Annotated in this window: 23 protein-coding genes; 11 read left to right on the forward strand and 12 right to left on the reverse strand. The window is 60.8% G+C overall.

Annotated features, from left to right (window positions below):
• Nucleotides 1-83: 83 nt before the first annotated feature.
• From SJY08_RS17625 to SJY08_RS17650, 6 genes are all read right to left on the reverse strand, one after another.
• The gene (locus SJY08_RS17625) at nt 84-1,496 is read right to left on the reverse strand and encodes a PepSY-associated TM helix domain-containing protein (protein ID WP_377277263.1); all 1,413 of its coding nucleotides are present in this window, start codon (nt 1,494-1,496) and stop codon (nt 84-86) included.
• Nucleotides 1,497-1,524: 28 nt separating this feature from the next.
• Nucleotides 1,525-2,205: a Crp/Fnr family transcriptional regulator gene (locus SJY08_RS17630; protein ID WP_377277265.1), complete on the reverse strand. Its 681-nt coding sequence runs from the start codon at nt 2,203-2,205 to the stop codon at nt 1,525-1,527.
• Nucleotides 2,206-2,304: 99 nt separating this feature from the next.
• Complete coding sequence (locus tag SJY08_RS17635; RefSeq protein ID WP_069042565.1) at nt 2,305-2,697, reverse strand: hypothetical protein; 393 nt, start codon at nt 2,695-2,697, stop codon at nt 2,305-2,307.
• Nucleotides 2,698-2,834: 137 nt separating this feature from the next.
• Complete coding sequence (locus tag SJY08_RS17640; RefSeq protein WP_054149465.1) at nt 2,835-3,821, reverse strand: GlxA family transcriptional regulator; 987 nt, start codon at nt 3,819-3,821, stop codon at nt 2,835-2,837.
• Nucleotides 3,822-3,992: 171 nt separating this feature from the next.
• Entirely contained in the window at nt 3,993-5,150 is a 1,158-nt protein-coding gene (locus SJY08_RS17645; RefSeq protein WP_377277268.1) for an osmoprotectant NAGGN system M42 family peptidase, read from the reverse strand.
• 96 nt (nt 5,151-5,246) lie between these two features.
• A complete protein-coding gene (locus tag SJY08_RS17650) occupies nt 5,247-5,945 on the reverse strand; it encodes a FadR/GntR family transcriptional regulator (protein WP_054149463.1) in 699 nt (232 codons plus the stop codon).
• A gap of 154 nt (nt 5,946-6,099) precedes the next feature.
• Between SJY08_RS17650 and SJY08_RS17655 the strand changes: the two genes are divergently transcribed.
• The 5 genes from SJY08_RS17655 to hydA all read left to right on the forward strand — a co-directional run bounded on the left by SJY08_RS17655 (nt 6,100) and on the right by hydA (nt 11,113).
• Nucleotides 6,100-6,894, forward strand: a complete 795-nt coding sequence (locus tag SJY08_RS17655) for an ABC transporter substrate-binding protein (RefSeq protein WP_069042567.1) — start codon at nt 6,100-6,102, stop codon at nt 6,892-6,894.
• A 63-nt stretch (nt 6,895-6,957) separates the two neighbouring features.
• Nucleotides 6,958-7,629: an amino acid ABC transporter permease gene (locus SJY08_RS17660; RefSeq protein WP_377277271.1), complete on the forward strand. Its 672-nt coding sequence runs from the start codon at nt 6,958-6,960 to the stop codon at nt 7,627-7,629.
• Nucleotides 7,629-8,378 carry an amino acid ABC transporter ATP-binding protein gene (locus SJY08_RS17665; protein ID WP_054149460.1) on the forward strand — a complete coding sequence of 250 codons (750 nt, stop codon included), beginning with the start codon at nt 7,629-7,631 and terminating at the stop codon, nt 8,376-8,378. Before SJY08_RS17660 ends, SJY08_RS17665 begins: the two co-directional genes overlap by 1 nt.
• Before the next feature lie 28 nt (nt 8,379-8,406).
• Nucleotides 8,407-9,678, forward strand: coding sequence for a cysteine desulfurase-like protein (locus tag SJY08_RS17670; protein WP_377277273.1), 1,272 nt, complete (start codon nt 8,407-8,409; stop codon nt 9,676-9,678).
• Nucleotides 9,679-9,703: 25 nt separating this feature from the next.
• Nucleotides 9,704-11,113, forward strand: coding sequence for a dihydropyrimidinase (hydA, locus tag SJY08_RS17675; RefSeq protein WP_377277275.1), 1,410 nt, complete (start codon nt 9,704-9,706; stop codon nt 11,111-11,113).
• 19 nt (nt 11,114-11,132) lie between these two features.
• Here the strand turns inward: hydA and SJY08_RS17680 are convergent, their stop codons facing one another.
• From SJY08_RS17680 to dctP, 4 genes are all read right to left on the reverse strand, one after another.
• The gene (locus SJY08_RS17680; protein WP_377277277.1) at nt 11,133-12,062 is read right to left on the reverse strand and encodes a dihydrodipicolinate synthase family protein; all 930 of its coding nucleotides are present in this window, start codon (nt 12,060-12,062) and stop codon (nt 11,133-11,135) included.
• A gap of 32 nt (nt 12,063-12,094) precedes the next feature.
• Nucleotides 12,095-13,390, reverse strand: coding sequence for a TRAP transporter large permease (locus SJY08_RS17685; RefSeq protein WP_054149456.1), 1,296 nt, complete (start codon nt 13,388-13,390; stop codon nt 12,095-12,097).
• A complete protein-coding gene (locus SJY08_RS17690; RefSeq protein ID WP_300889474.1) occupies nt 13,387-13,950 on the reverse strand; it encodes a TRAP transporter small permease subunit in 564 nt (187 codons plus the stop codon). Before SJY08_RS17690 ends, SJY08_RS17685 begins: the two co-directional genes overlap by 4 nt.
• A gap of 78 nt (nt 13,951-14,028) precedes the next feature.
• Nucleotides 14,029-15,045, reverse strand: a complete 1,017-nt coding sequence (gene dctP, locus SJY08_RS17695) for a TRAP transporter substrate-binding protein DctP (RefSeq protein WP_069042572.1) — start codon at nt 15,043-15,045, stop codon at nt 14,029-14,031.
• Between the two features lie 206 nt (nt 15,046-15,251).
• Between dctP and SJY08_RS17700 the strand changes: the two genes are divergently transcribed.
• On the forward strand, nt 15,252-15,929 hold the full coding sequence (locus SJY08_RS17700) for a GntR family transcriptional regulator (protein ID WP_377277281.1): 678 nt from the start codon (nt 15,252-15,254) through the stop codon (nt 15,927-15,929).
• Between the two features lie 35 nt (nt 15,930-15,964).
• On the opposite strand, the gene SJY08_RS17705 is transcribed toward SJY08_RS17700, so the two are convergent.
• Nucleotides 15,965-17,854 (reverse strand): bifunctional sugar phosphate isomerase/epimerase/4-hydroxyphenylpyruvate dioxygenase family protein, encoded by a 1,890-nt coding sequence (locus tag SJY08_RS17705; RefSeq protein ID WP_377277283.1) that lies wholly within the window; start codon nt 17,852-17,854, stop codon nt 15,965-15,967.
• Nucleotides 17,855-18,067: 213 nt separating this feature from the next.
• On the reverse strand, nt 18,068-18,955 hold the full coding sequence (locus SJY08_RS17710) for a shikimate dehydrogenase (protein ID WP_377277285.1): 888 nt from the start codon (nt 18,953-18,955) through the stop codon (nt 18,068-18,070).
• A gap of 185 nt (nt 18,956-19,140) precedes the next feature.
• Here SJY08_RS17710 and SJY08_RS17715 point away from each other — a divergent pair, with 185 nt between their 5' ends.
• The 5 genes from SJY08_RS17715 (at nt 19,141) to SJY08_RS17735 (ending at nt 25,706) form a co-directional block, all read left to right on the forward strand.
• Nucleotides 19,141-19,788 carry a TetR family transcriptional regulator gene (locus SJY08_RS17715; protein ID WP_054149450.1) on the forward strand — a complete coding sequence of 216 codons (648 nt, stop codon included), beginning with the start codon at nt 19,141-19,143 and terminating at the stop codon, nt 19,786-19,788.
• A gap of 193 nt (nt 19,789-19,981) precedes the next feature.
• Nucleotides 19,982-22,393, forward strand: coding sequence for a phosphoenolpyruvate synthase (gene ppsA / locus SJY08_RS17720; RefSeq protein ID WP_377277288.1), 2,412 nt, complete (start codon nt 19,982-19,984; stop codon nt 22,391-22,393).
• Between the two features lie 222 nt (nt 22,394-22,615).
• Nucleotides 22,616-23,842 carry a tyrosine-type recombinase/integrase gene (locus tag SJY08_RS17725; protein ID WP_377277290.1) on the forward strand — a complete coding sequence of 409 codons (1,227 nt, stop codon included), beginning with the start codon at nt 22,616-22,618 and terminating at the stop codon, nt 23,840-23,842.
• Nucleotides 23,843-24,335: 493 nt separating this feature from the next.
• On the forward strand, nt 24,336-24,875 hold the full coding sequence (locus SJY08_RS17730; protein WP_377277292.1) for a hypothetical protein: 540 nt from the start codon (nt 24,336-24,338) through the stop codon (nt 24,873-24,875).
• A complete protein-coding gene (locus SJY08_RS17735; protein WP_377277294.1) occupies nt 24,876-25,706 on the forward strand; it encodes a hypothetical protein in 831 nt (276 codons plus the stop codon).
• Nucleotides 25,707-25,834: the final 128 nt, after the last annotated feature.

Raw genomic sequence — 25,834 nt, forward strand, 5'->3', positions numbered from 1 at the left:
AGAGGTTCCATTGTTCCATTCTTTTTTCAGAACATGGCTTGAGGCGGGCTCGGCGCCCCGCTTTTGGGGGCGCCGATATTCAATCAGCTCAAGGCCTTTTTCAGCGGCCTGATGTGGCGAAAGACCAGGAGGTCAAGGAGGAGGACAGCCAGGAGGACCGCGCCTGAGAGCGGGAAAAGCAGTGCCGTTCCCAGCATGACCAGCGCTCCGGTCTTCCAGAGGGGGCCGGGCTCGCCAACGGTCGGGGCCATGAGACGACCGGCACCCTTGGGACGGCGCTTCCACCACATGACGAAGCCGCTGACCGAGAGGAAAATGATCGACAGACAGACGAGATTGACCAGCACCAGGTTCCAGAGGCCCATATCGCCCTCGTGGAAGGCGATACCGGCGGCCATGGCCCTGCCGGCTGCGCCGTAGTCGTCGAAGCCGACATCGGCGAGGATGCGGCCGGTATACTGGTCGATGTGAACGGTGCGATCCATCAGCGGATTGGCACTGTCATTGCTCATCGTGTCGCGGGCGATTGTCCAGACGGCCGTCTCGTCACCCGGGAACGCCAGCTGGAAGCGCTGGTCGAAGCCAAGCGTGCGGGCGAGCGTGACGATGGCGTCCAATGAAACGGGCTGGCCTTCCGGGGTGCCAGTGATACCGGCATCGGAGCCGGAAGCGGGCATCGGAGTCTGCTCCAGTGTCCACGGGACTTCCTTGACGCCGCCATGGTTCATGCTGGCATGGGTCTTGTCGGACAGGGGCACGTTGTCCCATTTTTCCGCCGGGAAGGTGCTCCAGGCCTGGGTCATTTTCTCGCCCCAGATGCCGGCCCAGGTGAGGCCTGACAGCAGGAAGACGACGAGGAAGAGCGAGGCATAGAAGCCGATCGTCAGATGCAGCGACTTCCAGAGCTGGCGGCCCCTGGCGGAAAGCTGCGGAAGCAGCACCGAGCCGAAACCGCGGCCATCGCGTGGCCACCAGAGATAGAGGCCGGTGATCACCAAAACGATGCCAAAGCCGGCGGCGATCTCGATCAGACGGTCTCCAAGGGTGCCGATCAGCAGGGTGCCGTGGATGTCGCTGGCGAGGTCATAAAGACCATCTCGGCGATCCCAGTGGCCGAGGACTTCGGCACGGTAGGGATCGACTGCCACCATAAAGGAGGCGTCGCCCTGATTGATACGAAAGAGGGCGGCCTGTTCGGGCGTGCGCGGGGCGATGTACTGGATGATCTGGCCGGGGATTTCGAGGGTCGCGGCTCCCGCCTGGTCCGAGACGGAGGAAACCGCGGCTTGCGGCTCGACCGTATAGGTCTTCTCGCCATCGCGGCCGAACAAGGTCGCCGTCCACAGCATCATCAGGCCGGTGACGGCGAGCATGATCATGAAGGGCGCGACATAGAGGCCGGCATAGAAGTGCCAGCGCCAGGCGGTGATGTAGAAGCGGCGCGACAGATCCTTGTCTGTCGCCTGGGCGGGGGTGAGGTCGGAAACGATGGTCATCCTAATTCTCTGTTGGTTATGGGAAAATTCAATTGGCGAGCGCATAAGCGCCGACAGCGACGCCTGAGAGCTGTTCCGGATCGAGCACGGTGACGAGATCTCCATGCTTGATCTCGATGAGCCCTGCCTTCTTCAGACGGGTGAGGCAGCGGCTGACGGTCTCGATGGTGAGGCCGAGCCAGTCGGCGAGATCGCCGCGTGTCGGGTAAAGATGGAAGGTGACGGACCTCCGCTTCCTGTCACGCGCGGCGCGGCCAAATTGCTCCGCAAGATCGATGAGGGCGGAGGCGACACGCTCCGGTGCGGTCTTGCGACCGAGCAGCATGACCAGGCTTTGCGAGCGGGCCAGCATTTCGCTCAGCGCCAGATCACGCTCGCCCTGGGCCATGCTTTCAGACACGGCCTCCAGCCGGGTGAAACCCAGCGTTTCCGCGGAATAGCGGTTCTGATCGCCAAAACCGAGGCCGATCAGGCGTCCGGGGCCGACGAGATCGATGATCTGGCGCCGACCATCGACCAATGTCTGGGCGGTGGCGACACAGCCATCGACGACGCGGTATTGCGGGGAGCGCGCCAGACCTTCGAGAAAGACGACGGTGCGCGGTGGCAGAAGCGGACCGGCGAGCGACATCGCCCGTTGCGGCGACAAGGTTGAAGAAACAGGCGGGAACGCAGGCGGCGCCCCGCAATCGGCAAACATTTGGAGCATGACAGACATCCGATTTCGACCGGAGCTGCGCGATTGCTAGCTCACCGGCCTGACGACACGGACAGCCGGGCGCAGACATGCGCCGGCCATGGTTTTCGATCAGGCGGTGATAGGGGGCGCGCGGGGATGGCTGTCGGGAGGGAAAAGCTGGCGATAGTGAGCCTCTGCCGGTTGCGGCAGGGTGATGGCTGCGATGAGCGGCATGCGGATGCCGACCGAATCGGCCGGCGCAGGCAACAGCGCCGACGCCGCGATGCGGCAAGCTTCACAATCGGACGAGGCGGCGTGCCCCTTGGCCTTGCCGTTCTCTGTGGGCAGGCAGAGCTCAGGCAGGCTGCCATCCGGCAGGGTAAGGGCTGCGATTTCCTGCGGGGAAAGCTGCGGTGTGGGTGGAACGGCAGGGCGATGCGCGAGGCCGAGCAGCACAAGCGCGACAACGCAGATCATGCGTATCGCCCGGTCAAAGCTCAAATCTACGCCCCGTTCGGCCATTCTATCCCCCGACAGATGTCCGCTGGATAGCACCGGCCGAGTCGGCTCACAAGCGGGCGGCCGGGGCCTTTGCGTCGCAGGCAACAGACCTAAAAAAGGTACTCCTAACGCAGCTGGTGCGCGAGCCCCGATCGCGGTCAAACCGTCGGATGGCTGCGCATCTGGCCTGGTGTCCGGCCATAGGTGCCCTTGAAGACGCGGGTGAAATGCGAGGTGTTCTGGAAGCCGACCTGAAGGGCGATATCGATCAGCGACGCATTGGTTTGGGTGACCAGCATCTTGGCACGCTCCATGCGCAGCTTGGTATAGATGCGGGCGGGCGAGACATCGATCTTCTGGGCGAACAGGCGTTCGAGCTGGCGGCGCGAAAGGCCGACCGAGCGGGCAAGCTGATCGATGGTCAATTCGTTTTCGAGGCTCTGCTCCATCAGGATCAGAACCGCTTTCACCCGGGGATCGTCGCATTCGATGGTGAGCGGGCGACGGACCTGGATGTCCCTGTTGGTGCGGGCCTTCTCGATCTGCAGGACTTCCAGCGCGTTTCGCTCGGCATCGTGGCCGAGATACTGTCGGACGATGAAGGCAGCGAGGTCGGCGGAGCTGCTGCCGCCGGCACAGGAGCCGCGGCGGCGATCGAGATTGAACAGACGGTCGGAGCGGACCTCATGATCGGGAAAACGGTCCCGGAACTGCTGGTAGTGGAGCCAACTGACGCAGGTCTGGTGGTTCTTCATCAGACCCGCGTCCGCGAGGATGAAGGTTCCCGTGCAAAGGCCGATCAGTGGCACCTTCTGGGCATCGGCCCTTTTCAGGAAGGCGATGGTCTGATCGTCCACGGCGGCCTGGCGCCCGAGAAGGCCGCCGACCACGACGATGTAATCAAAGCGGCTCGGATCGACGAAGTCGCTGGTCGGTGCGACCTGCACACCGCAGCTCGAACTGATCAGGTGGCGCGTGCTGCCGAGCACCTGCCAATCGGCGAGCACGCGGCCCGAGCGATCATATTCGTCGCTGGCAAGCCGGATTGTATCAATGAAGAGGGCAAAGGCGGACAGAGTGAAGGAGCGCGACAGCACGAAGCCGATCTTCAGCCGCGGCCTTTTCGTTGCCTCGTCGCCCGACATTGTCTCACTCTCCGCAGGTTCGGCGCATCCGCCATGCCGAACGCTAGCAGGGGGAAACAACCGCCGCAATCGGATGTCAAGCCATGCGCGAAACTTCGCAACAATCGCGCCTCAAAAGCGGCTTCAACTGTGGCGATCCGCGACGTGGGCGGATGGTTCGAAGTGCCGGAATTATGGTTCGTCGGGTTCGTTTGCTCGAAGCACCTGCTCGGCCGGTGCCACCTTCTGACGGGTGAAGCCGCGCAGACCGGAAACCTCCTCGGAATCGCGTTCGATCTGGACTTCGCTGGCGGCGTAATGGACCACCAGCTTGGCCACCGAGATCAACGCATGGAGATGGATGCGCTCGTAGCCGTGCGAGGCATCGACGCCGAAGGCGAGCAGTGCGGTGCGCACATCATGACCGGCCTCGACCGCCGAAGCGGCATCGGAGCGATAGTAGCGAAAGACATCCTTCTGGACGCGGATGCCATGTTCGCCGCACAGTTCGAAGAGCTTCTTGGACAGGTGATAGTCGAAGGGCCCGGTCTGGTCGGCCATGGCAAGCGTTACGCCGAATTCGTCGGAAGCCTGACCGGGTGCGGTGGTGCCATTGTCGATGGCGACCAGGGAGGCGATCTCCGGCACGAGCGCGGCAGAGGCGCCGACGCCGACTTCTTCGCCGATGGTGAACAGCCAATAGGTATCGACCGGTGTCTCGATTTCTTGCCGCTGCATCGCCTCGAGTGCTGCCAGCATGATCGCGACGCCGGCCTTGTCGTCGAGATGACGCGAGACGATGAAGCCGTTTTCGAGAAACTCCGGCTGCGGATCGATCGCAACAATGTCGCCGATATCGATGCCCAGCTGCACGATGTCCTTGCGGTCGCGCGCCAGAGCGTCGATGCGCATTTCAATGTGCCGCCAGCCGGTCGGCTGTGTGTCGACCTCGTCGTTGAAAGTATGCCCGGATGCCTTCAATGGCAGGATGGAGCCACGGTAGATGCCCTTGGTCGAAAAGATCGAGGCGCGGGCGCCCTCGGCAAAGCGCGCCGACCAATGGCCGATCGAGACCAGCTCCAGGCGTCCATTGTCTTTCAGCGCCTTCACCTGGGCGCCGAGGGTGTCGAGGTGGGATACGATGCCCCGGGCGGGTCTGTCGGCGGCTCCCGGTCGACGGGCGCGGATCGCACCCCTGCGGGTCAGCTTGACCTCAAGTCCGAGACGCTCGAGTTCGCGGGCGGTGTGCCGGACAGCCTCGTCTGTGAAGCCTGTAGGGCTCGGAATGGCGAGCAATGCCTTCAGCCGAGACCTGAGATAATCCGGGTCGATATCGATCGGTGTATGCATCAGAGCCTTGTCGCAGTCCTTGGCCAATGGGTCAACACCGGGACGGACTTGCCGATCCAGGGCCGGGCCGCCTCTGCATGGGAGGAGGTCTGTCGCTTACGGCTCGAGGCCGGCGCAACGCGCGGTGTTGCGGATATGGGTTTCCATCTCGAGCTTGGCGCCTGCGCCGTCATTGGAGCGCAGGGCAAGGATGATCCGGCGGTGTTCGGCGATGGATTCCCGCATGCGTTCGGGATCGGTGATCGGGATCGGCTGGCGCTGCGTTTCCGTCACAAGATCGCGGACGGTCTGGTAAAGGGCCTTCAGCATGGCATTCGAGCAGGCCGAGACGATCAGCCCGTGAAACTCGAGGTCTGCCTCGACATTGGCGAGGAGATCCTGATTGGCCCAGCACTCTTCCATTGTTCGCGTCGCCTGCTCCATCTTGTCGAGCTGCAGCTGCGTCAGGCGGCCAGCCGCCAACCGGGCAATCTCGCCTTCCAGCAGGATGCGGGTCTGGAAGACATCGAAGACCGAATGGCTGTCGGAATAGCGCCAGGGGGCCATGTGACCGGTGGCAGCGGAGGCTGGCGTGGCAGGACTTGCGACGAAGGTGCCCCTGCCCGCCTCCGTCTTCAACAGACCGAGTGTTTCCAGCGTCAGCAGCGCTTCGCGCAGGGAGGCGCGGCTGATACCGAACTTCTGGGAAAACTCCCGCTGCGAAGGGATCTTTTCGCCGGGCTTCAGCTGCCCGGACTGGATCATGCCCTGGATCTCGCGTGCCACCGATTGTGGCACGAGCGTCTTGTTGAACATGCGGTCCCTTCCCCGGCGGCGTGCTTCGACACCTAATCTATTTTTTTCGGCATCCCCTTGCCAAGCGGAAAGCCGCATGCTTGTTTGGCCTGACTGGTCTGACCAGTTAGACCAATGTAGATTGAGTCATGTTCAAAAAACAAGGGGAACTCTCATGACACGTTCAACCACATTTAAAGCATCCATCTTCGCGGGCCTGCTTGCCGCATTCGGCACATCCGCCCATGCAGCAGATCTGACCGTCGGCGCCAATATTGGCAACGTCCCGTGGGAATTCGAAGACGCCAGCGGCAAGGTTACCGGCTTCGAGGTCGATCTCGTCAACGAGATCGCCAAGCGCCTCGGGAAAACGGTCGAATTCGTCAACACGCCGTTCAACGGCCTCTTCCCGGCCGTGCAGTCGGGCCGCATCAACATGGCGATCTCCTCAATCACGATCACCGAAAAGCGCCTGGAATCGGTGTCCTTCGCGCAGCCCTATTACGACAGCGACCAGTCGCTGACCGTGACTGCCGCCTCCGGCATCATGGGTCTGAAGGACATGGGCGAGAAGGTCGTCGGCGTCGACACCGGCTCGACCGGCGACATGTGGTCCGAGGCCAACAAGGGCGAATACAAACTCGGCGAAATCCGCCGCTTTGAAGGCCTGCAGCCCGCGATGCTCGACCTGGTTGCCGGTCGCATCGATGGCTATATCTCCGACATCCCGGCACTTCTCTATTACGCGAAGGACAAGCCGGAACTGAAGGTGGTCGAGCGTATCCCGACCGGCGAGAAGTATTCGATCATGTTCAACAAGGACGATCCGCTCGCAACGGAGGTCAATGCCGTGATCACCACGCTCAAGCAGGAAGGCTTCATTGCCCAGCTGCACGAGACCTGGTTCGGCGCCAAGGCCGAAGACACGACTTCGACGGTCACCGTGCTCGACATGCCGAAAGCCATGTAACGCTCAAAACGCGATCGGCGGGACGCTCTTGTCCCGCCGACTTGCCAAGGGAGCCGATGCGGCATGACACTCCTCAACACCTTCTTCAATCTGCAGGTCCTGGCTGACAGCCTGCCGGCCCTCCTATGGGGTCTGGTGGTGACCTTGCAGATCGGCGTGACCAGCATTCTGGTCGGTCTTGCCGGCGGACTTTTTCTGGCCGTCGCCCGCCTTTACGCGCCGACTTTCTTCAAGCTTTTGATCCGCGTCTACATCGACATCTTCCGCTCGATCCCGCTTCTGGTCCTGCTGATCGTCGTCTACTACGCGCTGCCATTCGTCGGCATCCGGCTATCGCCATTTCTGTCTGCGGTCACGGCGCTCTCCCTGGTGTCCGCAGCCTACACCGCCGAGATCTTCCGCGCCGGTATCGAGGCGATCCCGCATGGCCAGTTCGAGGCATCGGCTGCACTCGGTCTTTCCAATCGCCACACCATGATCGACGTGATCCTGCCGCAGGCGATCCGCATCGTCATTCCGCCGCTGACCAACAACTGCATCAACGTGATGAAGGATACGGCACTCGCCTCCGTCGTCGCCATGCCGGATCTTCTGAAACAGGCGACCCAAGCGCAGGCGCTCGCTGCCAATCCGTCACCGCTGATCGGGGCGGCTTTGATCTATATCGCCCTGCTCTGGCCGATGGTTGCCATCGTCTCGCGTCTCGAGAAACATTTCAGCCGGGGGAAACGCTGATGACCGGAACCACAGCCCCGCTCATTTCGATCCGCGGGCTCACCAAGGCCTATGGCACCTTCACCGTGTTGCACGACATTGACCTCGATATTGCCGAAGGCGAAGTCGTCTGTGTTATCGGACCCTCGGGCTCGGGGAAGTCGACGCTGATCCGCTGCATCAACCACCTCGAAGCTTTTGCGCCGGAAAGCCGGATCACCGTCGACGGCATCCGCGTCGAGCCGGGCCCGGCGCTTGCCAAGGTGCGGGCAGAAGTCGGCATGGTCTTCCAGTCCTTCAACCTCTTCCCGCACATGACCGTGCTCAAGAATGTCATGCTTGCGCCGATGCGGGTGCGCGGCACCTCGGTGGCGGAAGCAGAACGCAAGGCGCGCGAACTGCTCGCCCGCGTCGGGATCTCGGAGCAGGCGGAGAAATTTCCCGGGCAACTTTCGGGCGGCCAGCAGCAGCGCGTGGCGATTGCCAGAGCGCTCGCCATGGAACCCAGGGTGCTCCTCTTCGACGAGCCGACATCGGCGCTCGATCCGGAAATGGTCGGCGAGGTGCTCGACGTGATGCGCAAGCTTGCAGGCTCCGGCGTCACCATGATCGTGGTGACACACGAGATGGGCTTTGCCCGCCAGGTGGCCGATCGGGTGATCTTCATGGATGGCGGTCGCCTCGTGGAAAGCGGAGCGCCCGAGGATATCTTCGACACGCCCAAACACGAACGGACGCGCGGTTTCCTGCGCGCCGTCCTCAACCACTGAACAAAAAAAGACCGGAGGACACCCTGCCATGGCAACCCCAACCCCAAAGGCGCTCGATCTCGATTATGTGCGGAGCCAGTTTCCGGGCCTCGCCCGCGGTTGGACCCTCTTCGACAATGCGGGCGGCTCGCAGATCCTCAAAGGCGCTGTCGAGCGCATCAACACCTTCCTTCTTGAGAAGAACGTCCAGATCGGCGGCTCCTACGAGGTCTCGCAGGCTGCAGCCGCGGCACTCTTCGAGGCGCGCACTGCGGCCATGCATCTGGTCAATGCCAGCCGGCCGGAAGAGATCGTCTTCGGCAATTCCACGACCGCGCTGTTGCAGAACCTCGCACGGGCTATGCATAGCCAGCTATCGGCAGGCGACGAGATCATCATCACGATTGCTGACCACGAATCCAATATCGGACCCTGGGACCGGCTGCAGGAACGCGGCGTGGTGTTGAAGATCTGGCCGCTGAACAAGGACACGATGACGCTCGACCTTGCCGATCTCGCACCGCTGATGACAGAGCGGACGAAGCTCGTCTGCGTTACCCATTGCTCGAACCTGCTGGGCTCGATCAACCCGATCCGCGAGATCGCCGATTTCGTGCATGCACGGGGCGCCAAGATCTGCGTCGATGCCGTCGCCTATGCACCGCATCGCGCGGTCGACGTGCAGGCCTTCGACGTCGATTATTATGTCTTCAGCCTCTACAAGACCTATGGTCCGCACTACGCGCTGATGTACGGCAAATACGACCTGCTGTACGAGCTCGACCCGATCTACCACTACTTTTACGGCAAGGATAAAGTGCCGGCCAAGCTGGAGCCGGGCAACCCCAATTACGAGCTCGCCTATTCCACATGCGGGATCGTCGACTACCTCGTGAGCCTTGGCGAACAGGCCGGCGAAACCGGCAGCGTGCGCCAGAAGATCGAAGCCGCCTATCTGGCGATCACGGCGCAGGAGGACGCCCTGACCGAACGGCTGCTCACCTATCTGCGCTCCCGCAACGACTGCATGATCGTCGGGCAGTCAGCCAATCACGAGAGCCGCCGGGTGCCGACCATCGCCTTTCGTTTCGACGGTCGCGAGGCCGGCGAGATGTGCAGGGCGATGGACGCAGAAAAGATCGCGATGCGCTTCGGCGACTTTCACTCGCGCCGGCTCGCCGAATATCTCGGCCTGACGGATCATGGCGGCATGCTGCGCGTCTCGATGGTGCATTACAACACCCTGGAGGAAGTGGATCGTTTCACGGCAGCGCTTGACCGGATCCTGGCCGGACAGGCCGGGCTTGCGAAGGCGAGCTGAGCCCCAACAGAGAAGGACGAGCCCCATGCATTTCGACACGGTGATCCGCAACGGAACGGTGGTGACAGCAAGCGACAGCTTCGTCAGCGATGTCGGCATCAAGGATGGCCGGATCGTGGCGCTGGCGACCGATCTGACGGATGCCGACGAGGTGATCGATGCAACGGGGCTCTTCGTCCTGCCGGGCGGGATCGACAGCCACGTGCATCTCGACCAGCCCTCCGGCGAGGGCATCGTCATGGCCGACGATTTCGACAGCGGCACGCGGTCGGCTGCGATCGGCGGCAACAGCAGCGTGCTCGCCTTCTGCATGCAGGAAAAGGGTCAGTCACTGCGCGAGGCGCTCAAGATCTATCACGGCAAGGCCGAGGGGAAATGTCATATCGACGTCTCCTTCCACCTCGTCGTGACTGACCCGACGGCGGAAGTTCTCGGCCAGGAACTGCCGGCGCTTGTCGAGGATGGCTACACCTCGCTCAAGGTCTTCATGACCTATGAGGGACTGCGTCTGCGTGACGACGAGATTCTGGCCACGCTGGATACGGCAAGGCGCACCGGTGCGCTGGTCATGGTCCATTGCGAGAATGAGGATGCGATCCGCTACCTGATCGGCCGGCATGAAGAAGAGGGCAAATTCGCCCCTAAATACCATGCCACAACCCGCCCGGTGGCGGCCGAACGCGAAGCGACCCACCGAGCGCTGTCGCTCGCCGAAATCGTCGACGTACCCATCGTGATTGTGCATGTCTCCAACCGCGAGGCGATGGAGGAAATCCGCCGCGCCCGCCAGCGCGGACAGAAGATCGCCGGCGAGACCTGCCCGCAATATCTGATGCTGACGGCGGATGACCTTGATCTCGAAGGTCTGGACGGCGCAAAGTTTGTCTGCTCGCCGCCGCCGCGCGACAAGCCGAGCCAGGATGCCTGCTGGGAAGGTCTCGAACAGGGCGTTTTCGACCTCTTCTCGTCCGATCACTGCCCGTTTCGTTTCGACGATCCGGAGGGCAAGCTGAACGAGAAGGGCAAGCGGCATTTCCGGTGGATCCCGAACGGAATACCGGGTGTGGCAACGCGCCTTCCCATTCTGTTTTCCGAAGGGGTGATGAAGGGGCGGATCGATATCAACCGCTTCGTTGCGGTGACGTCGACCAACCACGCCAAGCTCTACGGCATGTATCCGCAGAAGGGCACAATCGCGATCGGCTCAGATGCCGACATCGCGCTGTGGGACCCCACAAGGCAGCTCACCCTGACCAATGAGATGCTGCAGCACGGGGCAGATTACACGCCCTATGAAGGGCTTGCGGTGACGGGGTGGCCGGTGCGCCTGCTGGTCCGCGGCAAGACCGTGATGGATCAGGGATCCATCGTTCGTGCGGCAGAGGGACGTTACCTCAGTCGCAAACGATCGGCCTTGAGCACCGCACCGGCCTAAGTTGGGCGAAAGCCTTGGCTCAGGCTCTCGCGATTTTAGAGCGGAAACGGTCCGCACCCGTCACGATATGATCCAGAATGGTCTCCACGGCCCAGTGGCGTTCCGCTATGTCATGCGGCACGGCGCGGCTATGGACATTCGAGAACGTGCCGATGCGGCGATGGAAATGCTTGGCGAGCTTCGGATAGCCGTAGCTCTCCGACATGGCCGAGAGGACGAGGAAGGTGTCGAGTTCGGCGGCAAGTTCCGGATCGGCTTTGCCGTGATCGTAGAGCCAGCGATAGAGATCCGGGTGGAAGTTGTTCATGACACCCGAAAAGCCGTGGCCACCGGCCTGAAGGAAAGGCCAGGCAATCGCTGCATTGGCATTGTTGATTGCAAGCGGCGTGTTTTCGACGAGGGCAAGCCGGCGGCGGATGTGGTCGAGATCGCAGGAGACATCCTTCAGGAAGGCGAAGCGACCGCTCTCGGCGCACCAGCGGACCTCATCATCGGTCAGCAATCTGCGATAGGGTGCGGGGCATTCGTAGAGCCCGAGCGTCATGTCTGCCGGGATCGCGCCGAGCAGGTCCTGCATGCGCGAGCGGAAGACGGTGGCATCTTCGTCGGCAGCCGCCAGGCGGTTTGTCACCAGCACGACGGCATCGACGCCCGTCTCAGCCATGGCCCGAAGTTCCGCCTTCTGGTCGTCCATGCTCTGAGAGATATGCCCGGAAGCGACGACCGGGACGCGGCCCTTGACTTGGCGGACCGTGAATGAGGCGAGCGCGGTGCGCTCCTCGAGCGTCAGAAACAGCATTTCCGAGGACTGGCACACGGCGAACAGGCCATGGGAGCCATTGTCGATGTACCATTCGATCAACCTGGCATAGCCGTCCCAGTCGATCCCGTTTTTGTCGGTAAAGGGCGTGATCATCACCGGGACGATCCCGTGGAAGTTATGCGTCATGGAAGCGGTCCTCGAAACAGGGGCAGTTGCGGTCAGCCGGCATAACCGAGGGCACGCGGCAGCATCAGGGTGATGTCAGGAATGAGGATCAGCAGCAGCAGGGCAACCATCAGGGCCGCCAGGAAGAGCCAGATCTCTCGGATGATTTCAGCGAGCGGTATGCGCGTCACGGCATTGATGACGAAGAGCAGGATGCCGTAGGGCGGCGTGATCAGGCCGATCATGCAGTTGACCACGGCCACCACACCGAAGTGCACGAGGTCGATGCCGAGCGCCCGGCATGTCGGAATGAACAAGGGAATGATGACCAGGATGATCGTCGAGGCATCGAGGAAGCAGCCGAGCACGAGCAACAGAAGGTTGACGGCGAGCAGGAAGACCAGCGGGTGCACATCGAGGTCGACCAGGGCGTTGGCGACGACGGTCGGAATGTTCTCCGAGGCGACGATGTAGTTCAGGATCAGCGCGCCGCCAATGATCAGGCCGACGGCAGCGGAGGAACGTGCGCTGGTGACCAGGATCTCGTAGAAATGCTTGAAGCTGAGCGACCTGTAGAAGATCGTCGCCAGGATCAGCGCATAGAAGGCCGCCACAGCCGCCGCCTCGGTCGGCGTCGTCACGCCGCCATAGATGCCGTAGAGCAGGATCGCCGGCATCATCAATGCAGGGCCGGCATTGATCGTCAGGGCCGGGAATTCCCGCAGCGGCACGGGCTCATGCTTGGCAAAGCCACGCCTGTGCGAAATCCAGGCATTCATGGCCATCAACATGGCACCCATCATCAGGCCGGGGACGATACCGCCGAGGAAGAGGAAGCCGATGGAGGTGTTGGAAACGAGGGCATAGAGCACCATCGGGATCGACGGCGGGATGATCGGGCCGATGGTGGCGGAAGCGGCCGTGATCGCGGCGGCGTAGCCGCGCGTGTAGTGGCCGGACTTCACCATCATGTCGATGATCATCTTGCCGATGCCGGCGGCATCGGCAATCGCAGAGCCGGACATGCCGGAAAAGACCAGGGACGAAAGGATGTTGACATGGCCAAGGCCGCCGCGGAAGCGGCCGACCAGGGCGACGCAGAACTGCAGCAGACGATCGGAGACCGAGCCGGCATTCATGATATTGGCCGCGATGATGAACAGCGGCACGGCCAGCAGAATGAAGCTCTGGTAAAGGCCATCAAGCAGGATCTTGCCGCTGATGCCGATGCTCTGACCGCTGGCTGCAAGATAGGCGAATGAGGCGACGAGGATCGCATAGGCGATGGGCGTACCCATCACGGCGAGGCCAAGCAAAATGACGATGCAAAGGAGGAAGGCGATGCTCATGCCTGGCCTCCCGTCTGTCCGGTATCACCAGAGCCGCTGAGGCTCTCGCGCAACGCCTGCCAGACCTGCCACAGATAGCGGCCGGCGACGGCGACGAGGAAGACGATATAGATCATGTAGACATCCCGCATGCGGATCCAGTCGCCGAAGAGATCACCGAGAGTGGCCGTCTTTTTCAGGCGAAGAATGGCGAGGCGATCCCAGGTGGGCGCTACCGACAAGAGAAGCGCGATGGCGACCGCAAGGCCGGTGACGATGGTGAAGATCCGCCGGACACGCGGGGAGACGGAAACATAGAGGACGTCGAAGGTAACGTGATCCTCGACCCTGACGACGAAACTGTTGCCCCAGAAAATCAGCCAGACCCAGATGGCGAGACAGAATTCCAGCGTCCAGCCAAAGTTGGTCGGCTGGAGAAAGGGCATGTTCTCGGCGACCCAGGGCAAACGCGCCGTGTAGCGAACGAGGACCTGCAGAATGAAGGTCGCAAACATGGCGGCCATCAGCGCGGCAGCCACGGCCTCCGCCGAAGTCCGAAACAGTCTGATTAGAGAAGACACACCATCACCTTCGACAGGACATCATGTTCGACGAGGGGCCGGAGATCACTCTCCGGCCCGGTTCAGGTCAGATCGGGATCAGTCGGCGAGCGCATTGACCTTTTCGAGAACACCTTCCGGCCAGGCCTTGGCGAAGTCGGAGCCGACATACTGTGCCTGGACATGGGTACGGAACGCGTTCAGATCGGGCTCATAAACATCGAGGCCCTGTTCCTTGAGGAAGGCGACGAGTTCGTCTTCCTTCTTCAGCTGGCCTTCCCGGCCCGACTGCGCCGCGTCTTCGGCGGCCTTCTGGACCGTTGCCTGCTGCTCCGGCGTCAGCTTGTCCCAAACAGCCTTGGAAAGGGCGATGTAGTTCAGGTCAACGAGGTGGGCGGTCAGGCTCACCTGCTTGGTGACTTCGTAGAACTTCGCATCGACAACCGTCGGCAGCGGATTGTCCTGACCATCGACCGAGCCGGTCTGCAGGCCGGTGTAGATTTCGGTGAAGGCCACCGGTGTCGGGTTTGCGCCGAGCGCGCGGCCGAGGAACTGCCAGGCGTCGCTGCCCGGCATGCGCAGGTTGACGCCGGCCAGGTCGGCGGGAGTCATGACGTTCTTTTCGGAACGCGGGAAGCGCAGGTTCACATGGCGCTTGCCGAGATACATGACGGCAAGCAGCTTCACGCCGAGTTCGCTTTCGACCTTGTCCTTGAACGGCTGCATCAGCGGGTCGTTGAAGACATTGACCTGATGCTGGGCGCTGCGATGAACATAACCGGTGGCGAAGATCGAGAATTCCGGCAGGAAGTTTGCCAGTTCCTGGGCCGAGGTGATCGACATTTCCAGATCGCCGGCTGCAATGGCCTCGAGTTCCGAGCCCTGCGGCACGAGGGAGGCATTGTAATGCGGCTGGTAGGTGGCGAATTCGCCGATCGCCGGGCCGAAGACGGTCGCCAGCGCAACGGATCGCTGATCGGTCTCGGAGGCCGGTGTGGACATGCGGATCACCGGCTTGTCCTGGGCGACGACGGTTGCGAGCGGGCCGCTCGCGGCGAGTGCCGTGAAGGTGATGGCGGACGCCATCAGGAAGCGGCGGGTCAGTGTGAGTTTCATTGCGTAGTCTCCTCCCGTTTGACTATTGAACTTCTGGTTGTTTTTCCGCCCCAGCACGCTTCCGGTCCTCCAAACCTGTGAAAACGCGCTGCTGGCAGAGATCCTGCCTTACTGATATCGAACTAACATGTTAGTGTGCTGTTATCAATCCCGAACAACGACAGTGTGACCCCATGAGAGACAAACCGAGCGCCCGGCAGGCAGTTATGTCGACGACAGGTGAAAGCTCCCTCAGGCAGCTCGCCTATAGTCGAATTGAAGAACTTCTGAATTGGGGCCGGCTGAAGCCGGGCCAGGTCATCTCCCAGCGCGCGCTGGTCGAGACGACGGGTCTGACGCTCAGCGCCATCCGCGAAGCCATCCCGCGGCTCGAGGCCGAAGGCCTTTTGCAGACGCTTCCGCAACGCGGGCTGATGGTGCCCAGCCTCGACGTGACCTTCGTGCGGGAAGCGTATCAGATGCGCCGCATCATCGAACTCAGCGCCATTCCGGACATGATTCAGCGCCTCGACCGCGCCGTGATCGCGAACTGGCTCGACTGGCATATCCAGGCGCGCGAGCGGCTCGGCGGCGACGACATCACCGACCTTCCCGTCTTCCTGCGCGAATTGCAGGTCTATGACTGGCAGATGCATGCCGACATGGTCGATGCCATGGAGAACAGTCTGATCGCCAATGTCTACCGTGTCACGGCGATCAAGATCCGGATGACGGCGCAAACCAGAGTGCGCGTGACCCGCGACAATGCCAAACGGGTTATCTCCGAGCATCTGGCCTTCCTCAACCCGCTGCTGGAGGGGTCTTCGGAGCTGGCTACCGCGGCTCTGTCGCGTCACATCGACCAGTCGCTGACGATTGCACTCGGCGGCACGGTGGCGAACTGAACGGCTGCGACCGGCTGCGTGGATAATCCGGGCGCTCATTTCGGCATTCCCTTCGGACGCAGATGGCGCTTGAGGGCAGCGATGCGGAAGATCGCATTCGGCGCTCCATAGCCACGATAGCCCCGACGCTCGACGATTTCGAAGAAGAAACCCTCGCCATAGGTTGGCGAGTAAAGCTGGAAATACTCCCCCGCTTCATCCTGATCATAGAGGATGTTCGCCGATTTCATCCGCTCGACGAGATCGGGATCGAGACCGAAGCGGGCTTCGATGTCGTCATAATAGTTGGGCGAGATCACGAGGGATCGGAAACCCTTGGCGGCAAGTGCCTCGGCCGTGGCGAAGATATCGTCGGTCTCGAAGGCGATGTGCTGGATACCCGAGCCGAAGGTTTCGGCGATGAAGCGGCCGGCCAGCGTGTTGCGGTTTTCAGCGCCGTTCAGGGTGATTCGCAGGCGTCCGTCCGGGGTCTCGACCACCTGGCTTCTGACGAGGCCGGCCGGATCGATGATGTCGACCATCGGCGTCTTCCGGGCCTCGAGCTGCGATGTGTAGAAGAGCAGCCAGGTGAGCATTTCCTCATAGCGCGTTGTCTGGGCGATGTGGTCGACCCGGGTCAGGCCGATGTGGACGCTGCTCTCCGGCGTTTCATCGAGAGGCATGAACTCGACGTCGAATATCCGCGCGAGTTCACTCTTTTGGTCGAGGAAGTAGACGAGCCCTCCGCCGACGCCGCGGATCGCCGGGACCTGCAGCTCGCCTGGACCGACGGACTGGCGGAAATCCTCGGCACCGAGCTGAAGCGCGCGCCTGTGGGCCTCTGCTGCGTCATCGACCATGAGCCCGAAGGCATAGGCATTGGCCCCATGGACGAGATAGGAGGCGTTGGCGAAACCCTTCTCTTCCCTGTTGATGACGAGGTTGATGTCGCCCTGGCGATAGAGGGTCACGGCCTTGGAGCGATGCCGGGCAGTGGGCACGAAGCCGAGCAGCGTGAAAAGGGCTTCGAGTTCGCGCTCCTCGTCCTCGCCGGCGGCAAATTCGATGAAGGCGATGCCGGATACTTTGGCGCGATCGGGCATGGCCGGCACCGGTATGCTGATCTTCGGTTCAGCCCGGGCCACCTGATCCATGAGGTTGACCAGCGAGCGACGTCCGTCGCGCGATATCGCGTCGGGTGAGCCGCCGCGAAACTGGTCGTTGAAGATTTCCAGCGACAGATAGCCGTTGTACCCGGTGGCCGCGACGGCCTGCATGAAGGCGGTGACGGCCAAGTCACCTTCGCCCGGCATGTTGCGGAAATGGCGCGACCAATAGAGGAGATCCATTTCGATCAGCGGCGCATCCGCGAGCTGGACAATGAAGATGCGATCGCCGGGGATCGACCGGATCGAATTCAGCTCGATCTTGCGAGACAAGGTATGGAAGCTGTCGAGGATCAGGCCAATGCTGGGGTGGTCGGCGCGGCGCACGATCTCCCAGGCGTCGCGGTGGTCGTTGATATGCCGACCCCAGGCGAGCGCCTCATAGCCCACCCGCAAGCCGCGGCGCGCGGCACGTTCGCCAAGCGCATGGAAATCCTCGGCGGCGCGATCGATCCCGCCCAGCGCGACCGGTGAGGCGTTCGAGCAGATCAGCATCAGATCCGTGCCGAGCTCGGCCATCAGATCGAATTTGCGCTCGGCGCGATCGAAATTGCGAGACCGGAAGGGTTCCGGCATGCCTTCGAAGTCGCGAAACGGCTGGAAAAGCGACACGGCAAGCCCGTGATCACGAACCATCTGTCCGACCTCTGCTGGCGAACGGTCAAAGGCGAGGAAGTCGTTCTCGAAGATCTCGACGGCATCGAAGCCGGCGCGCGCGATGGCGGCGAGCTTTTCCTCGAACTCACCGCTGATGGAGACTGTCGCAATCGAGGTCTTCATGCGAGCCTCCTCGCACAGGCGGGAACAGCCAGCACAGCGGATCGCATGCAAGGAGTTGGAGCATGGGACAGCGACAGGTGGCGCACAGCCCGGGAGTACAGGATATCGATGATGCCGGACATGTCTTCCTCCTTCCCGCCCTTCCAGGCCACCAGTTTCAATCCAGACAGGCTGCCAGCGCCTGATGCCCGCACTCCAAATGCACTCTCCGCCTCAAGCCGTCTGAGGCTGGGGCGTGACACCACCCTCCGTCAGCACTTCAAAATGGCGAAGCATGCGACCGACCTCCGGCTGGAGGCCCGTGAACAACGAGAATGCGCCGACGGCCTGGAAGACGGCCATGCCACCTCCGTTTGCCACGCGACATCCGCGCTGGCGGGCGGCCTGCAGTAGCGCCGTCTCCAAGGGGAAGTAGACCACCTCGGCGACCCAGAGGCCCGGGTGCAACAGTTCTGCGGGCACGGGCATGCCGGGATGCTTGTCCATTCCGATCGGCGTGGCATGGACGAGCCCGGTTGCGCGGCCGATGACAGTCTGCAGATCGAAAACCACGCTGACCGACGCTTCCGGGAAATGTCTCGCCATGAGGGACGCGAGTTCCGATGCCTTGTCCGGATCGATATCGAAGACTGCAAGTGACCGCGCGCCCATTTCGAGCACGGCATAGGCCGTCGCCGCGCCGGCACCGCCAGCACCGATCTGAACCACAGACGACAAGTCTGCGTCAGGCAGCTGCCGGCTAAGCCCTTGGGCAAATCCCCACCAGTCGGTGTTGTGGCCGATGCGCTTTCCGTTTCGCAAGATCACCGTATTGACCGCGCCGAGCTTGCGCGCGTCCTCGGAGATGTCGGTCAGCAAGGGCAGGATCCTTTGCTTGCAGGGATAGGTGATGTTGAGGCCGCAGAAGCCGCGTTGCTCAGCCTCGGCGACAAGCGCATCGAGGTCATCGGGGCCGAGCTTGCGCTCATTGAGGTCGATGAGTTCGTACTGATAATCAACGCCGTGGGCCGCGCCTTCGCGCATGTGCATGGCAGGGGTCAGCGAGCGCTGAATGCCGAACCCGATCAGTCCGGCGCGCAAGATATCGCGCTTTTGCGTCATAACCGCCTCCCAATGTCGAAGCCCGGATCTCGTCCAAGCTTCCGGCCTCCCAACCTGGCAGAAACGATAATGTACTAACTAGTTAGTGTCAACACTCGCCGGCTTGAAGCGTGGGGCCGAGATCACTATGAACTGAAGGCGCGCTGCGTCGGCAACGGCCGCAATCGCGATCGGGGATGGAAACTATGGCGAAAACGGCGAGGGAAACGCGCAGGAACGACCCTGAGCGGACGCGGGAAGACATCCTGGATGTCGCAACGGAGGAGTTCGCCGAATTCGGCCTGTCGGGCGCGCGAGTGGATCAGATCGCCGAGAAGACGCGCACCTCCAAGCGGATGATCTATTACTACTACGGCAGCAAGGAAGGGCTTTACCTCGCGGTGCTGGAAAAGGCCTATCGCAAGATCCGATCGCTCGAAGCGGATCTACAGCTGTCGGAACTGGAGCCCGACGAAGCTCTGCGCCGGCTGATCAGCACGACCTTCGACCATGACGAACACAATCCCGATTTCGTGCGGCTCGTCAGTATCGAGAACATTCATCACGCGATGCACATGAAGCGATCGAGTGAAATCGCTGATCTCAACATTTCCGTCATTCGCACGCTGCAGGACATCATCGACCGTGGCCTGAAGAGCGGCCTGTTCCAGCGAAGGGTCGACGCGATCGATCTGCACATGCTGATCAGCGCCTTCTGCTTCTTTCGCGTCTCGAACCGCTACACCTTCGGCACGATCTTCAAGCGTGACCTTTCCGAACCTGACCTCTACGACCGTCACAAGTCGATGATCGCCGACGCCGTGCTCGGATATCTGCGCAGCACCGACCCTTAAGCGTCCAGCATTCAGCGGCATGTTGCAACAGATCGGACAGCCAAGTGCTGGCCGCGTCGGAGTTGCATGACTAAAACCGTAGGATCCGGGCCGAGCCGAACTCTCCTTGATGTGTATCAACCGCAAGTCGGCGATTTGCCGATAGCCTTCTCTCGGGTTCGCTTGAAACAACCCGTCCTTGGAGGAGGTAGGCATGCATCAGGTAACCGCTCATGTTGTTTGGTTTGATGACCTCAAACGCTCGGATGTCGCCAAGGTCGGGGGCAAGAATTCCTCGCTCGGAGAAATGATCCAGGAGCTGGGTCTCCAGGGCGTCGATGTTCCGCCGGGCTTTGCGACCACGTCTGATGCCTACTGGCATTTCGTCGACGAAAACCAGATCCGCGAATCGATCGGCAAATCGATCGCCGACTGGACAGCCGGCAAGGCAAGCCTTTCCGAGACGGGGGCAGCCATCCGCCAGCTGTTCCTCAGGGCTGACTGGCCGGCCGCCACGGCCGCTGCCATCGTCGAGGCCTATCGCGGCCTGGCAGACAGAGCCGGTCAACCTGAGGTCAGCGTCGCCGTCCGCTCCAGCGCCACGGCCGAGGACCTTCCGGATGCGAGCTTTGCCGGACAGCAGGAGACCTTCCTCAATATCGTCGGGGAGACGGAACTCTTGCAGGCCTGCAAGCGCTGCTTTGCCTCGCTGTTTACCGACCGGGCGATCTCCTATCGCCAGACGAAAGGCTTCGACCATATGAAGGTCGCGCTGTCTGTCGGGATCCAGCAAATGGTGCGTTCCGACATTGGCGGGTCCGGCGTCATGTTCTCGATCGACACGGAAACGGGTTTCGACAAGGTCGTCCTGATCGATGCCGCCTGGGGGCTCGGCGAAAATGTCGTTCAGGGCGCCGTCGACCCGGACGAATATCAGGTCTTCAAACCGCTCCTGGACGATCCGACGCTCAGCCCGATCATTTCAAAGAAGTGCGGCAGCAAGACCATCAAGATGATCTATGGCTCTGCCGAGCAGCCGACGCGCAACGTGCCGACATCGAAAGCGGAGCGCGCCGCCTTCGTGCTTTCCGACGCCGAGATCCTGACACTTTCGCGCTGGGCCACGACCATCGAACGCCATTACGGCTGCGCCATGGATATGGAATGGGCCCGGGACGGGCATTCCGGGCGCCTCTACATCGTCCAGGCCCGACCAGAAACGGTCCAGTCGAACCGCGAAACCGCAGTGTTCAGCTCCTACGAGATCAAGAGCAAGGGCAAGACACTGCTCAAGGGCCTGTCGATCGGCGACGCCGTCGTCTCCGGCCAGGTCTGCCTGATCGAAAACGCCCGCGACATCGGACAATTCGTCGACGGATCGATCCTGGTCACGTCCACGACCGACCCCGACTGGGTTCCGATCATGAAGCGGGCAGTTGCGATCGTGACCGACCATGGCGGCCGCACCTCGCATGCTGCTATTGTCAGCCGGGAACTGGGGCTGCCCGCCATTGTCGGGACGGGGACAGCAACCCAGGTCCTGCATTCCGGCCAGGAAATTACCGTGTCCTGCGCCGAAGGCGACGAGGCGTCGATCTATGAGGGCCGCGCCGACTACGAGGTCCAGACACTGGACATGGAGGATATTCCGGCGACAAAGACCAAGGTAATGCTGAACCTCGCCAATCCGGGTGCCGCATTCCGCTGGTGGCGACTGCCGGCGGACGGCGTTGGCCTGGCGCGCATGGAATTTGTCATCAGCAACGCCATTCGTATCCATCCCATGGCACTGGTGAATTTCGACGGACTGTCCGATCAGAGTGCCAAGGCCGAAATCGCCGAACTGACGGCGGGCTATGCCGACAAGTCCGCCTACTTCGTCGACAAGCTCGCCGAAGGACTGGCGAGGATCGCAGCAGCCTTCTACCCGCAGCCTGTCATCGTGCGGATGAGCGATTTCAAGACCAATGAATATGCGGGGCTTCTTGGCGGTGCCGCGTTCGAGCCGACCGAGGAAAACCCGATGATCGGTTTTCGCGGCGCCTCGCGATACTATTCGCCGCGATACCGGGACGGATTTGCTCTCGAATGCAGGGCAATTCGAAAGCTGCGCAACGAACTCGGCTTCAAGAATGTCGTGGTGATGATCCCCTTCTGCCGGTCCGTTGCGGAGGCTGAAAAGGTACTTGGCGTGATGGCCGAAAACGGACTGAAGCGCGGGGAGAGCGACCTGCAGGTCTTCGTCATGTGCGAGATCCCCTCGAACGTCATCCTTGCCAAGCAGTTCGCCCAGCATTTCGATGGGTTCTCCATCGGATCAAACGACCTGACCCAACTGACACTCGGGGTCGACCGCGATTCCGGCGAGCTGGCCGATCTCTTCGACGAGCAGGACGATGCAGTCAAATGGATGATCCGCAGCGTGATCAGCGAAGCCAAGGCTGCAGGGGCCAAGATCGGCATTTGCGGCCAGGCACCGAGCGACCATCCGGAATTTGCCAAGTTCCTCGTGGAGTGCGGCATCGACAGCATCTCGGTCACGCCGGACAGCTTTATCGCGGTCAAGCAGAGCGTTTCGGAAGCCGAGAATGCAGGGGGAACCGCCAACACTGCGCCATCGGGGTGAATGGCATCATATAGTCGAATGGAGATGGGGAAGAATGGCGGACAGGGTGGCCGCTCCCGCCAGCTGATCAGCCAAACCTAATCGGTCTCATATCATATTGTATTTAAACGTTCTTTTCCCAATATAAAGCTTGTCCACATGCCATCTCGTCTCATCCCGTAACATCAAATCGCGGCACTTGTGGCGGGCTGAATGGCGGGCTAGCAAACCTTCATGGAGTGCATGAAGGAGACGAAAAAGATGCTCAGCGACGCCAAGGCACGCAAGCTGAAACCGAGCGACAAAGCCGTTTCAGACGGTACGATTGTCGGGCTCTACCTCATACCTGGGGGCAGCCCCGGCAGCGGAAAGTGGATCCTGCGTTTCCTATCACCGGCGACCGGCAAGCGTCGAGAAATGGGGCTTGGAAGTTATCCCACTACATCAATCCGAGAGGCCCGGACGAAGGCTTTCGAAGCACGTACCGTGATTGACGGCGGAAACGACCCTTTGGAGATCCGCCGTAAGCAGGAACGGGAGGCCGCTCGCCTTGCGGCTGTTCCGACCTTTGCAGAAGCGGCGCGCCAGCACTTTGCGGACAAGGCTGAGGGCTTCCGCAACAAGAAGCACCGTGATCAATGGATCAGTACGCTTGAAAGGTTTGTTTTCCCGAAGATTGGCAAGACCCGCGTAGACGAGCTTGCTCCGGCCGACTTTGCCGCCTGCCTTAAGCCCATCTGGTTGGAGAAAGCGGAAACCGCATCCCGGGTAAAGCAGCGTTGCAACTCGGTGATGAATTGGGCCGCCGCGAACGGCTTCATTCTGGCAAGCCCCGTCGGCGTCGTCGACAAGTTGTTGCCGAAGCAGCCGGGCAAACGAGAGCGGGTCGAGCATCATCCTGCCCTCCCATGGCGATTGTTACCCTCGTTCTTCACCGAAGTACTCTATGCGGGGGAATCGAACAGTACGCGACAGATGCTTGAGCTAGTGATCCTCACGGGCAGCCGTTCAGGCGAACTTCGACATATGCAGTGGCACGAGATCGACTTTTCCCATCAGATCTGGACGGTGCCTGCCCCCAGGATGAAAGCCAAGGTTGCGCACCGCGTTCCATTGGGACCGCGAGCGATCGAAATCCTCGAAGAACGGCTCGAGCTCACGGAAAGCGGAGAAGGCCTCGTCTTCCCATCCCGGACCAAAAAGGCAGTCACGGATATGGCGCTAACGAAATTCCTGCACCATCATAAAGTCGAAAGCGACACCCCAGGACGGCATGCGACAGCGCATGGCTTTAGATCAAGCTTCCGCGACTGGGCGTCGGAGAACGGCTATTCGCGGGATTTGGCTGAGCGTGCCCTTGCGCATACCGTGAAGAATGCCGTTGAGGCTGCCTATCATCGAACCGATCTACTGGATCAGCGGCGACCGATGATGATGGACTGGGAGAGGTACTGCCTCGGAGCGGCGTAGCCTGAACCTGCATGGGGCTGTGAACTTAGCGTTGCTACAGCTCAGATATTATGGAACTATTTGAAGGTCGGCGCGCAGGCCAGTCATCAGGCGCACAATTGCAGCGGTGCGTGAAATGGCGCTGTCTCCGACCAGCTTCTTGCTTATAGAAACCTAGGGGCGAGACTGGTCTCAAATGTGCTGTAACTCCGGACGCGTAACGCTAGCCGATCATGCCAATCGATACGGCGGCTTAACTTCTATTTAGTTGCGTCGTGAGGGTGCCAGAGATCTGATACCTTCTAGCCTGACCGCAAGTCCCAAACCTACAAATGAGCCCGATACAGACCTGCCGGCGTATCTAGCGCTTTCGCAAACCGCTGCCGCTTACCGGTGACGGAAAACTAACCAACATACCCTAGTGCCCTCGCTATTCGGCGCCGCCACATTGAAAATTCAGACTTTCTAAACGGAACTGCAGCTACCCCTTTTGTCTACAACTCGGGGATGCATAATGCTTGTTTTTATTAGGAAATATCTGCTCGGAAACATCCCGAGGATCGTTAAAGGCGAATGGTCAAGCATGAGCCTCCTGGACAAGTGGGATGCTGCCGCGCGAATTTGCGGGGCTATCGGTATCGTCACTGTGGCCATGTCTCCCGAACTCGAAGTTCTGACAGAGATCAAAAATCGCCTCGGACCCGAGGTGAAGGAATTTGACACCCTTTATGTCAGCCGCGCGGCAAGAGAAGGTGACGCGATTGCGATAGACCTAAAGAAGGTGCGCACAGAAGAGCCCCTGCAATATCAGCTTTGGATGTGTGGAGGCCAAGAAAACCGCAACATGGTTTTCTTTGGTGAGGGGTTCATGGGCCGGGAAGAAGCAGGGAATACGTTACGTGTTCCGATTCCCGATACACCCTCTCAGGTCCTGCTAAAGGTCACTGCGGGAAACCTTAGTTATGTGCGGCACGAGGAGTGGGATTTGTATCGTTCTGTGAAGGAAAGCGACACGAAAGTAATTGAGGGCGACGCCAATTGTGGGGAAGTGTAAATGCTGAGCAGCAAGCGTGATTTTTTAAGAGGGATGGCGGCTTCTAGCCTCGTGTTGGGAGCGACCAATAACTCATGGGCCCAGAGCCTCTGCTCTGTATGGGACAAGACCGTGCTTTGGGATCTACGCAATGCACTTTGGGGGCGAGTTGGTGAATCCACTGCCAGTGTTTACCTAATTGGCGCTCCCTGGTGCCCTTTCTCCCGCCAAGCAGTAACAGACTATTTCTCTGGCGGACTGCCCTTCGAACTGCGCTTCGTCCCCGTCGACAGCGTGCAGATCCGTCATCGCGCGCAGCAGGCGGACATCGTTCTTAACAACTTGGATGGAGTGAAGCGAACTTTCCTTGATAAGAACCCAAAAGTCCCTTCTACAGATCCAGACCTCCAGAAGCTCATCCATGACGCCAATTTCATCGCGTTGACCGGCTATCGTAAGCGCCTTAGCAAAATTGCCTCACCGACATTCATCTATGAGACCTCTCGGGGCAGTGCGAGTGTATTTGGACACCTTCCTTGGGCGCAGTTTACCAGTGATCTGAAACCCCTAGATCACGAGCCCACAGACTTCGCGGCGCAGTTGGAGGCCATCCTAGCCGAGACTAAGAAGCTGGGACGACCAACTGAGATGCAAACAGTATACCGCACGGCAATCCACTCGTTGCCTGACACAGCATCGGCTTCTGCAGGTTGCGTCAGCCACACAAAATTTACGGCAGTTGCCGAGCTAAGCCGCAATGGCACTGACTGGGTGCAAGTACGGGCTTTAACTTCCAACGAGGACGAATTCATAATGGGATATGTCGATCGCCTCGACGTGGAGTTTCTATAAGCTAAATTTCTGCAGCAAACATGATTTGCCTGGTGTAGTCGTTTTAGAAGCTCTTGCGGCCTAGGGTGGTAGCCGTGCGAGCACACGTCACTTTAAGCTGGATAGAATGTTTTAAGGTAGACAACCTG

The sequence above is a fragment of the Rhizobium sp. R86522 genome (genome assembly GCF_042466255.1).
Lineage (GTDB): Bacteria > Pseudomonadota > Alphaproteobacteria > Rhizobiales > Rhizobiaceae > Allorhizobium.

Coding starts and splice junctions, on each gene's coding strand:
- SJY08_RS17625 (WP_377277263.1), bottom strand. CDS start 1,496: ATGACCATCGTTTCCGACCTCACCCCCGCCCAGGCGACAGACAAGGAT.
- SJY08_RS17630 (WP_377277265.1), bottom strand. CDS start 2,205: ATGCTCCAAATGTTTGCCGATTGCGGGGCGCCGCCTGCGTTCCCGCCT.
- SJY08_RS17635 (WP_069042565.1), bottom strand. CDS start 2,697: ATGGCCGAACGGGGCGTAGATTTGAGCTTTGACCGGGCGATACGCATG.
- SJY08_RS17640 (WP_054149465.1), bottom strand. CDS start 3,821: ATGTCGGGCGACGAGGCAACGAAAAGGCCGCGGCTGAAGATCGGCTTC.
- SJY08_RS17645 (WP_377277268.1), bottom strand. CDS start 5,150: ATGCATACACCGATCGATATCGACCCGGATTATCTCAGGTCTCGGCTG.
- SJY08_RS17650 (WP_054149463.1), bottom strand. CDS start 5,945: ATGTTCAACAAGACGCTCGTGCCACAATCGGTGGCACGCGAGATCCAG.
- SJY08_RS17655 (WP_069042567.1), top strand. CDS start 6,100: ATGACACGTTCAACCACATTTAAAGCATCCATCTTCGCGGGCCTGCTT.
- SJY08_RS17660 (WP_377277271.1), top strand. CDS start 6,958: ATGACACTCCTCAACACCTTCTTCAATCTGCAGGTCCTGGCTGACAGC.
- SJY08_RS17665 (WP_054149460.1), top strand. CDS start 7,629: ATGACCGGAACCACAGCCCCGCTCATTTCGATCCGCGGGCTCACCAAG.
- SJY08_RS17670 (WP_377277273.1), top strand. CDS start 8,407: ATGGCAACCCCAACCCCAAAGGCGCTCGATCTCGATTATGTGCGGAGC.
- hydA (WP_377277275.1), top strand. CDS start 9,704: ATGCATTTCGACACGGTGATCCGCAACGGAACGGTGGTGACAGCAAGC.
- SJY08_RS17680 (WP_377277277.1), bottom strand. CDS start 12,062: ATGACGCATAACTTCCACGGGATCGTCCCGGTGATGATCACGCCCTTT.
- SJY08_RS17685 (WP_054149456.1), bottom strand. CDS start 13,390: ATGAGCATCGCCTTCCTCCTTTGCATCGTCATTTTGCTTGGCCTCGCC.
- dctP (WP_069042572.1), bottom strand. CDS start 15,045: ATGAAACTCACACTGACCCGCCGCTTCCTGATGGCGTCCGCCATCACC.
- SJY08_RS17700 (WP_377277281.1), top strand. CDS start 15,252: ATGTCGACGACAGGTGAAAGCTCCCTCAGGCAGCTCGCCTATAGTCGA.
- SJY08_RS17705 (WP_377277283.1), bottom strand. CDS start 17,854: ATGAAGACCTCGATTGCGACAGTCTCCATCAGCGGTGAGTTCGAGGAA.
- SJY08_RS17710 (WP_377277285.1), bottom strand. CDS start 18,955: ATGACGCAAAAGCGCGATATCTTGCGCGCCGGACTGATCGGGTTCGGC.
- SJY08_RS17715 (WP_054149450.1), top strand. CDS start 19,141: ATGGCGAAAACGGCGAGGGAAACGCGCAGGAACGACCCTGAGCGGACG.
- ppsA (WP_377277288.1), top strand. CDS start 19,982: ATGCATCAGGTAACCGCTCATGTTGTTTGGTTTGATGACCTCAAACGC.
- SJY08_RS17725 (WP_377277290.1), top strand. CDS start 22,616: ATGAAGGAGACGAAAAAGATGCTCAGCGACGCCAAGGCACGCAAGCTG.
- SJY08_RS17730 (WP_377277292.1), top strand. CDS start 24,336: ATGCTTGTTTTTATTAGGAAATATCTGCTCGGAAACATCCCGAGGATC.
- SJY08_RS17735 (WP_377277294.1), top strand. CDS start 24,876: ATGCTGAGCAGCAAGCGTGATTTTTTAAGAGGGATGGCGGCTTCTAGC.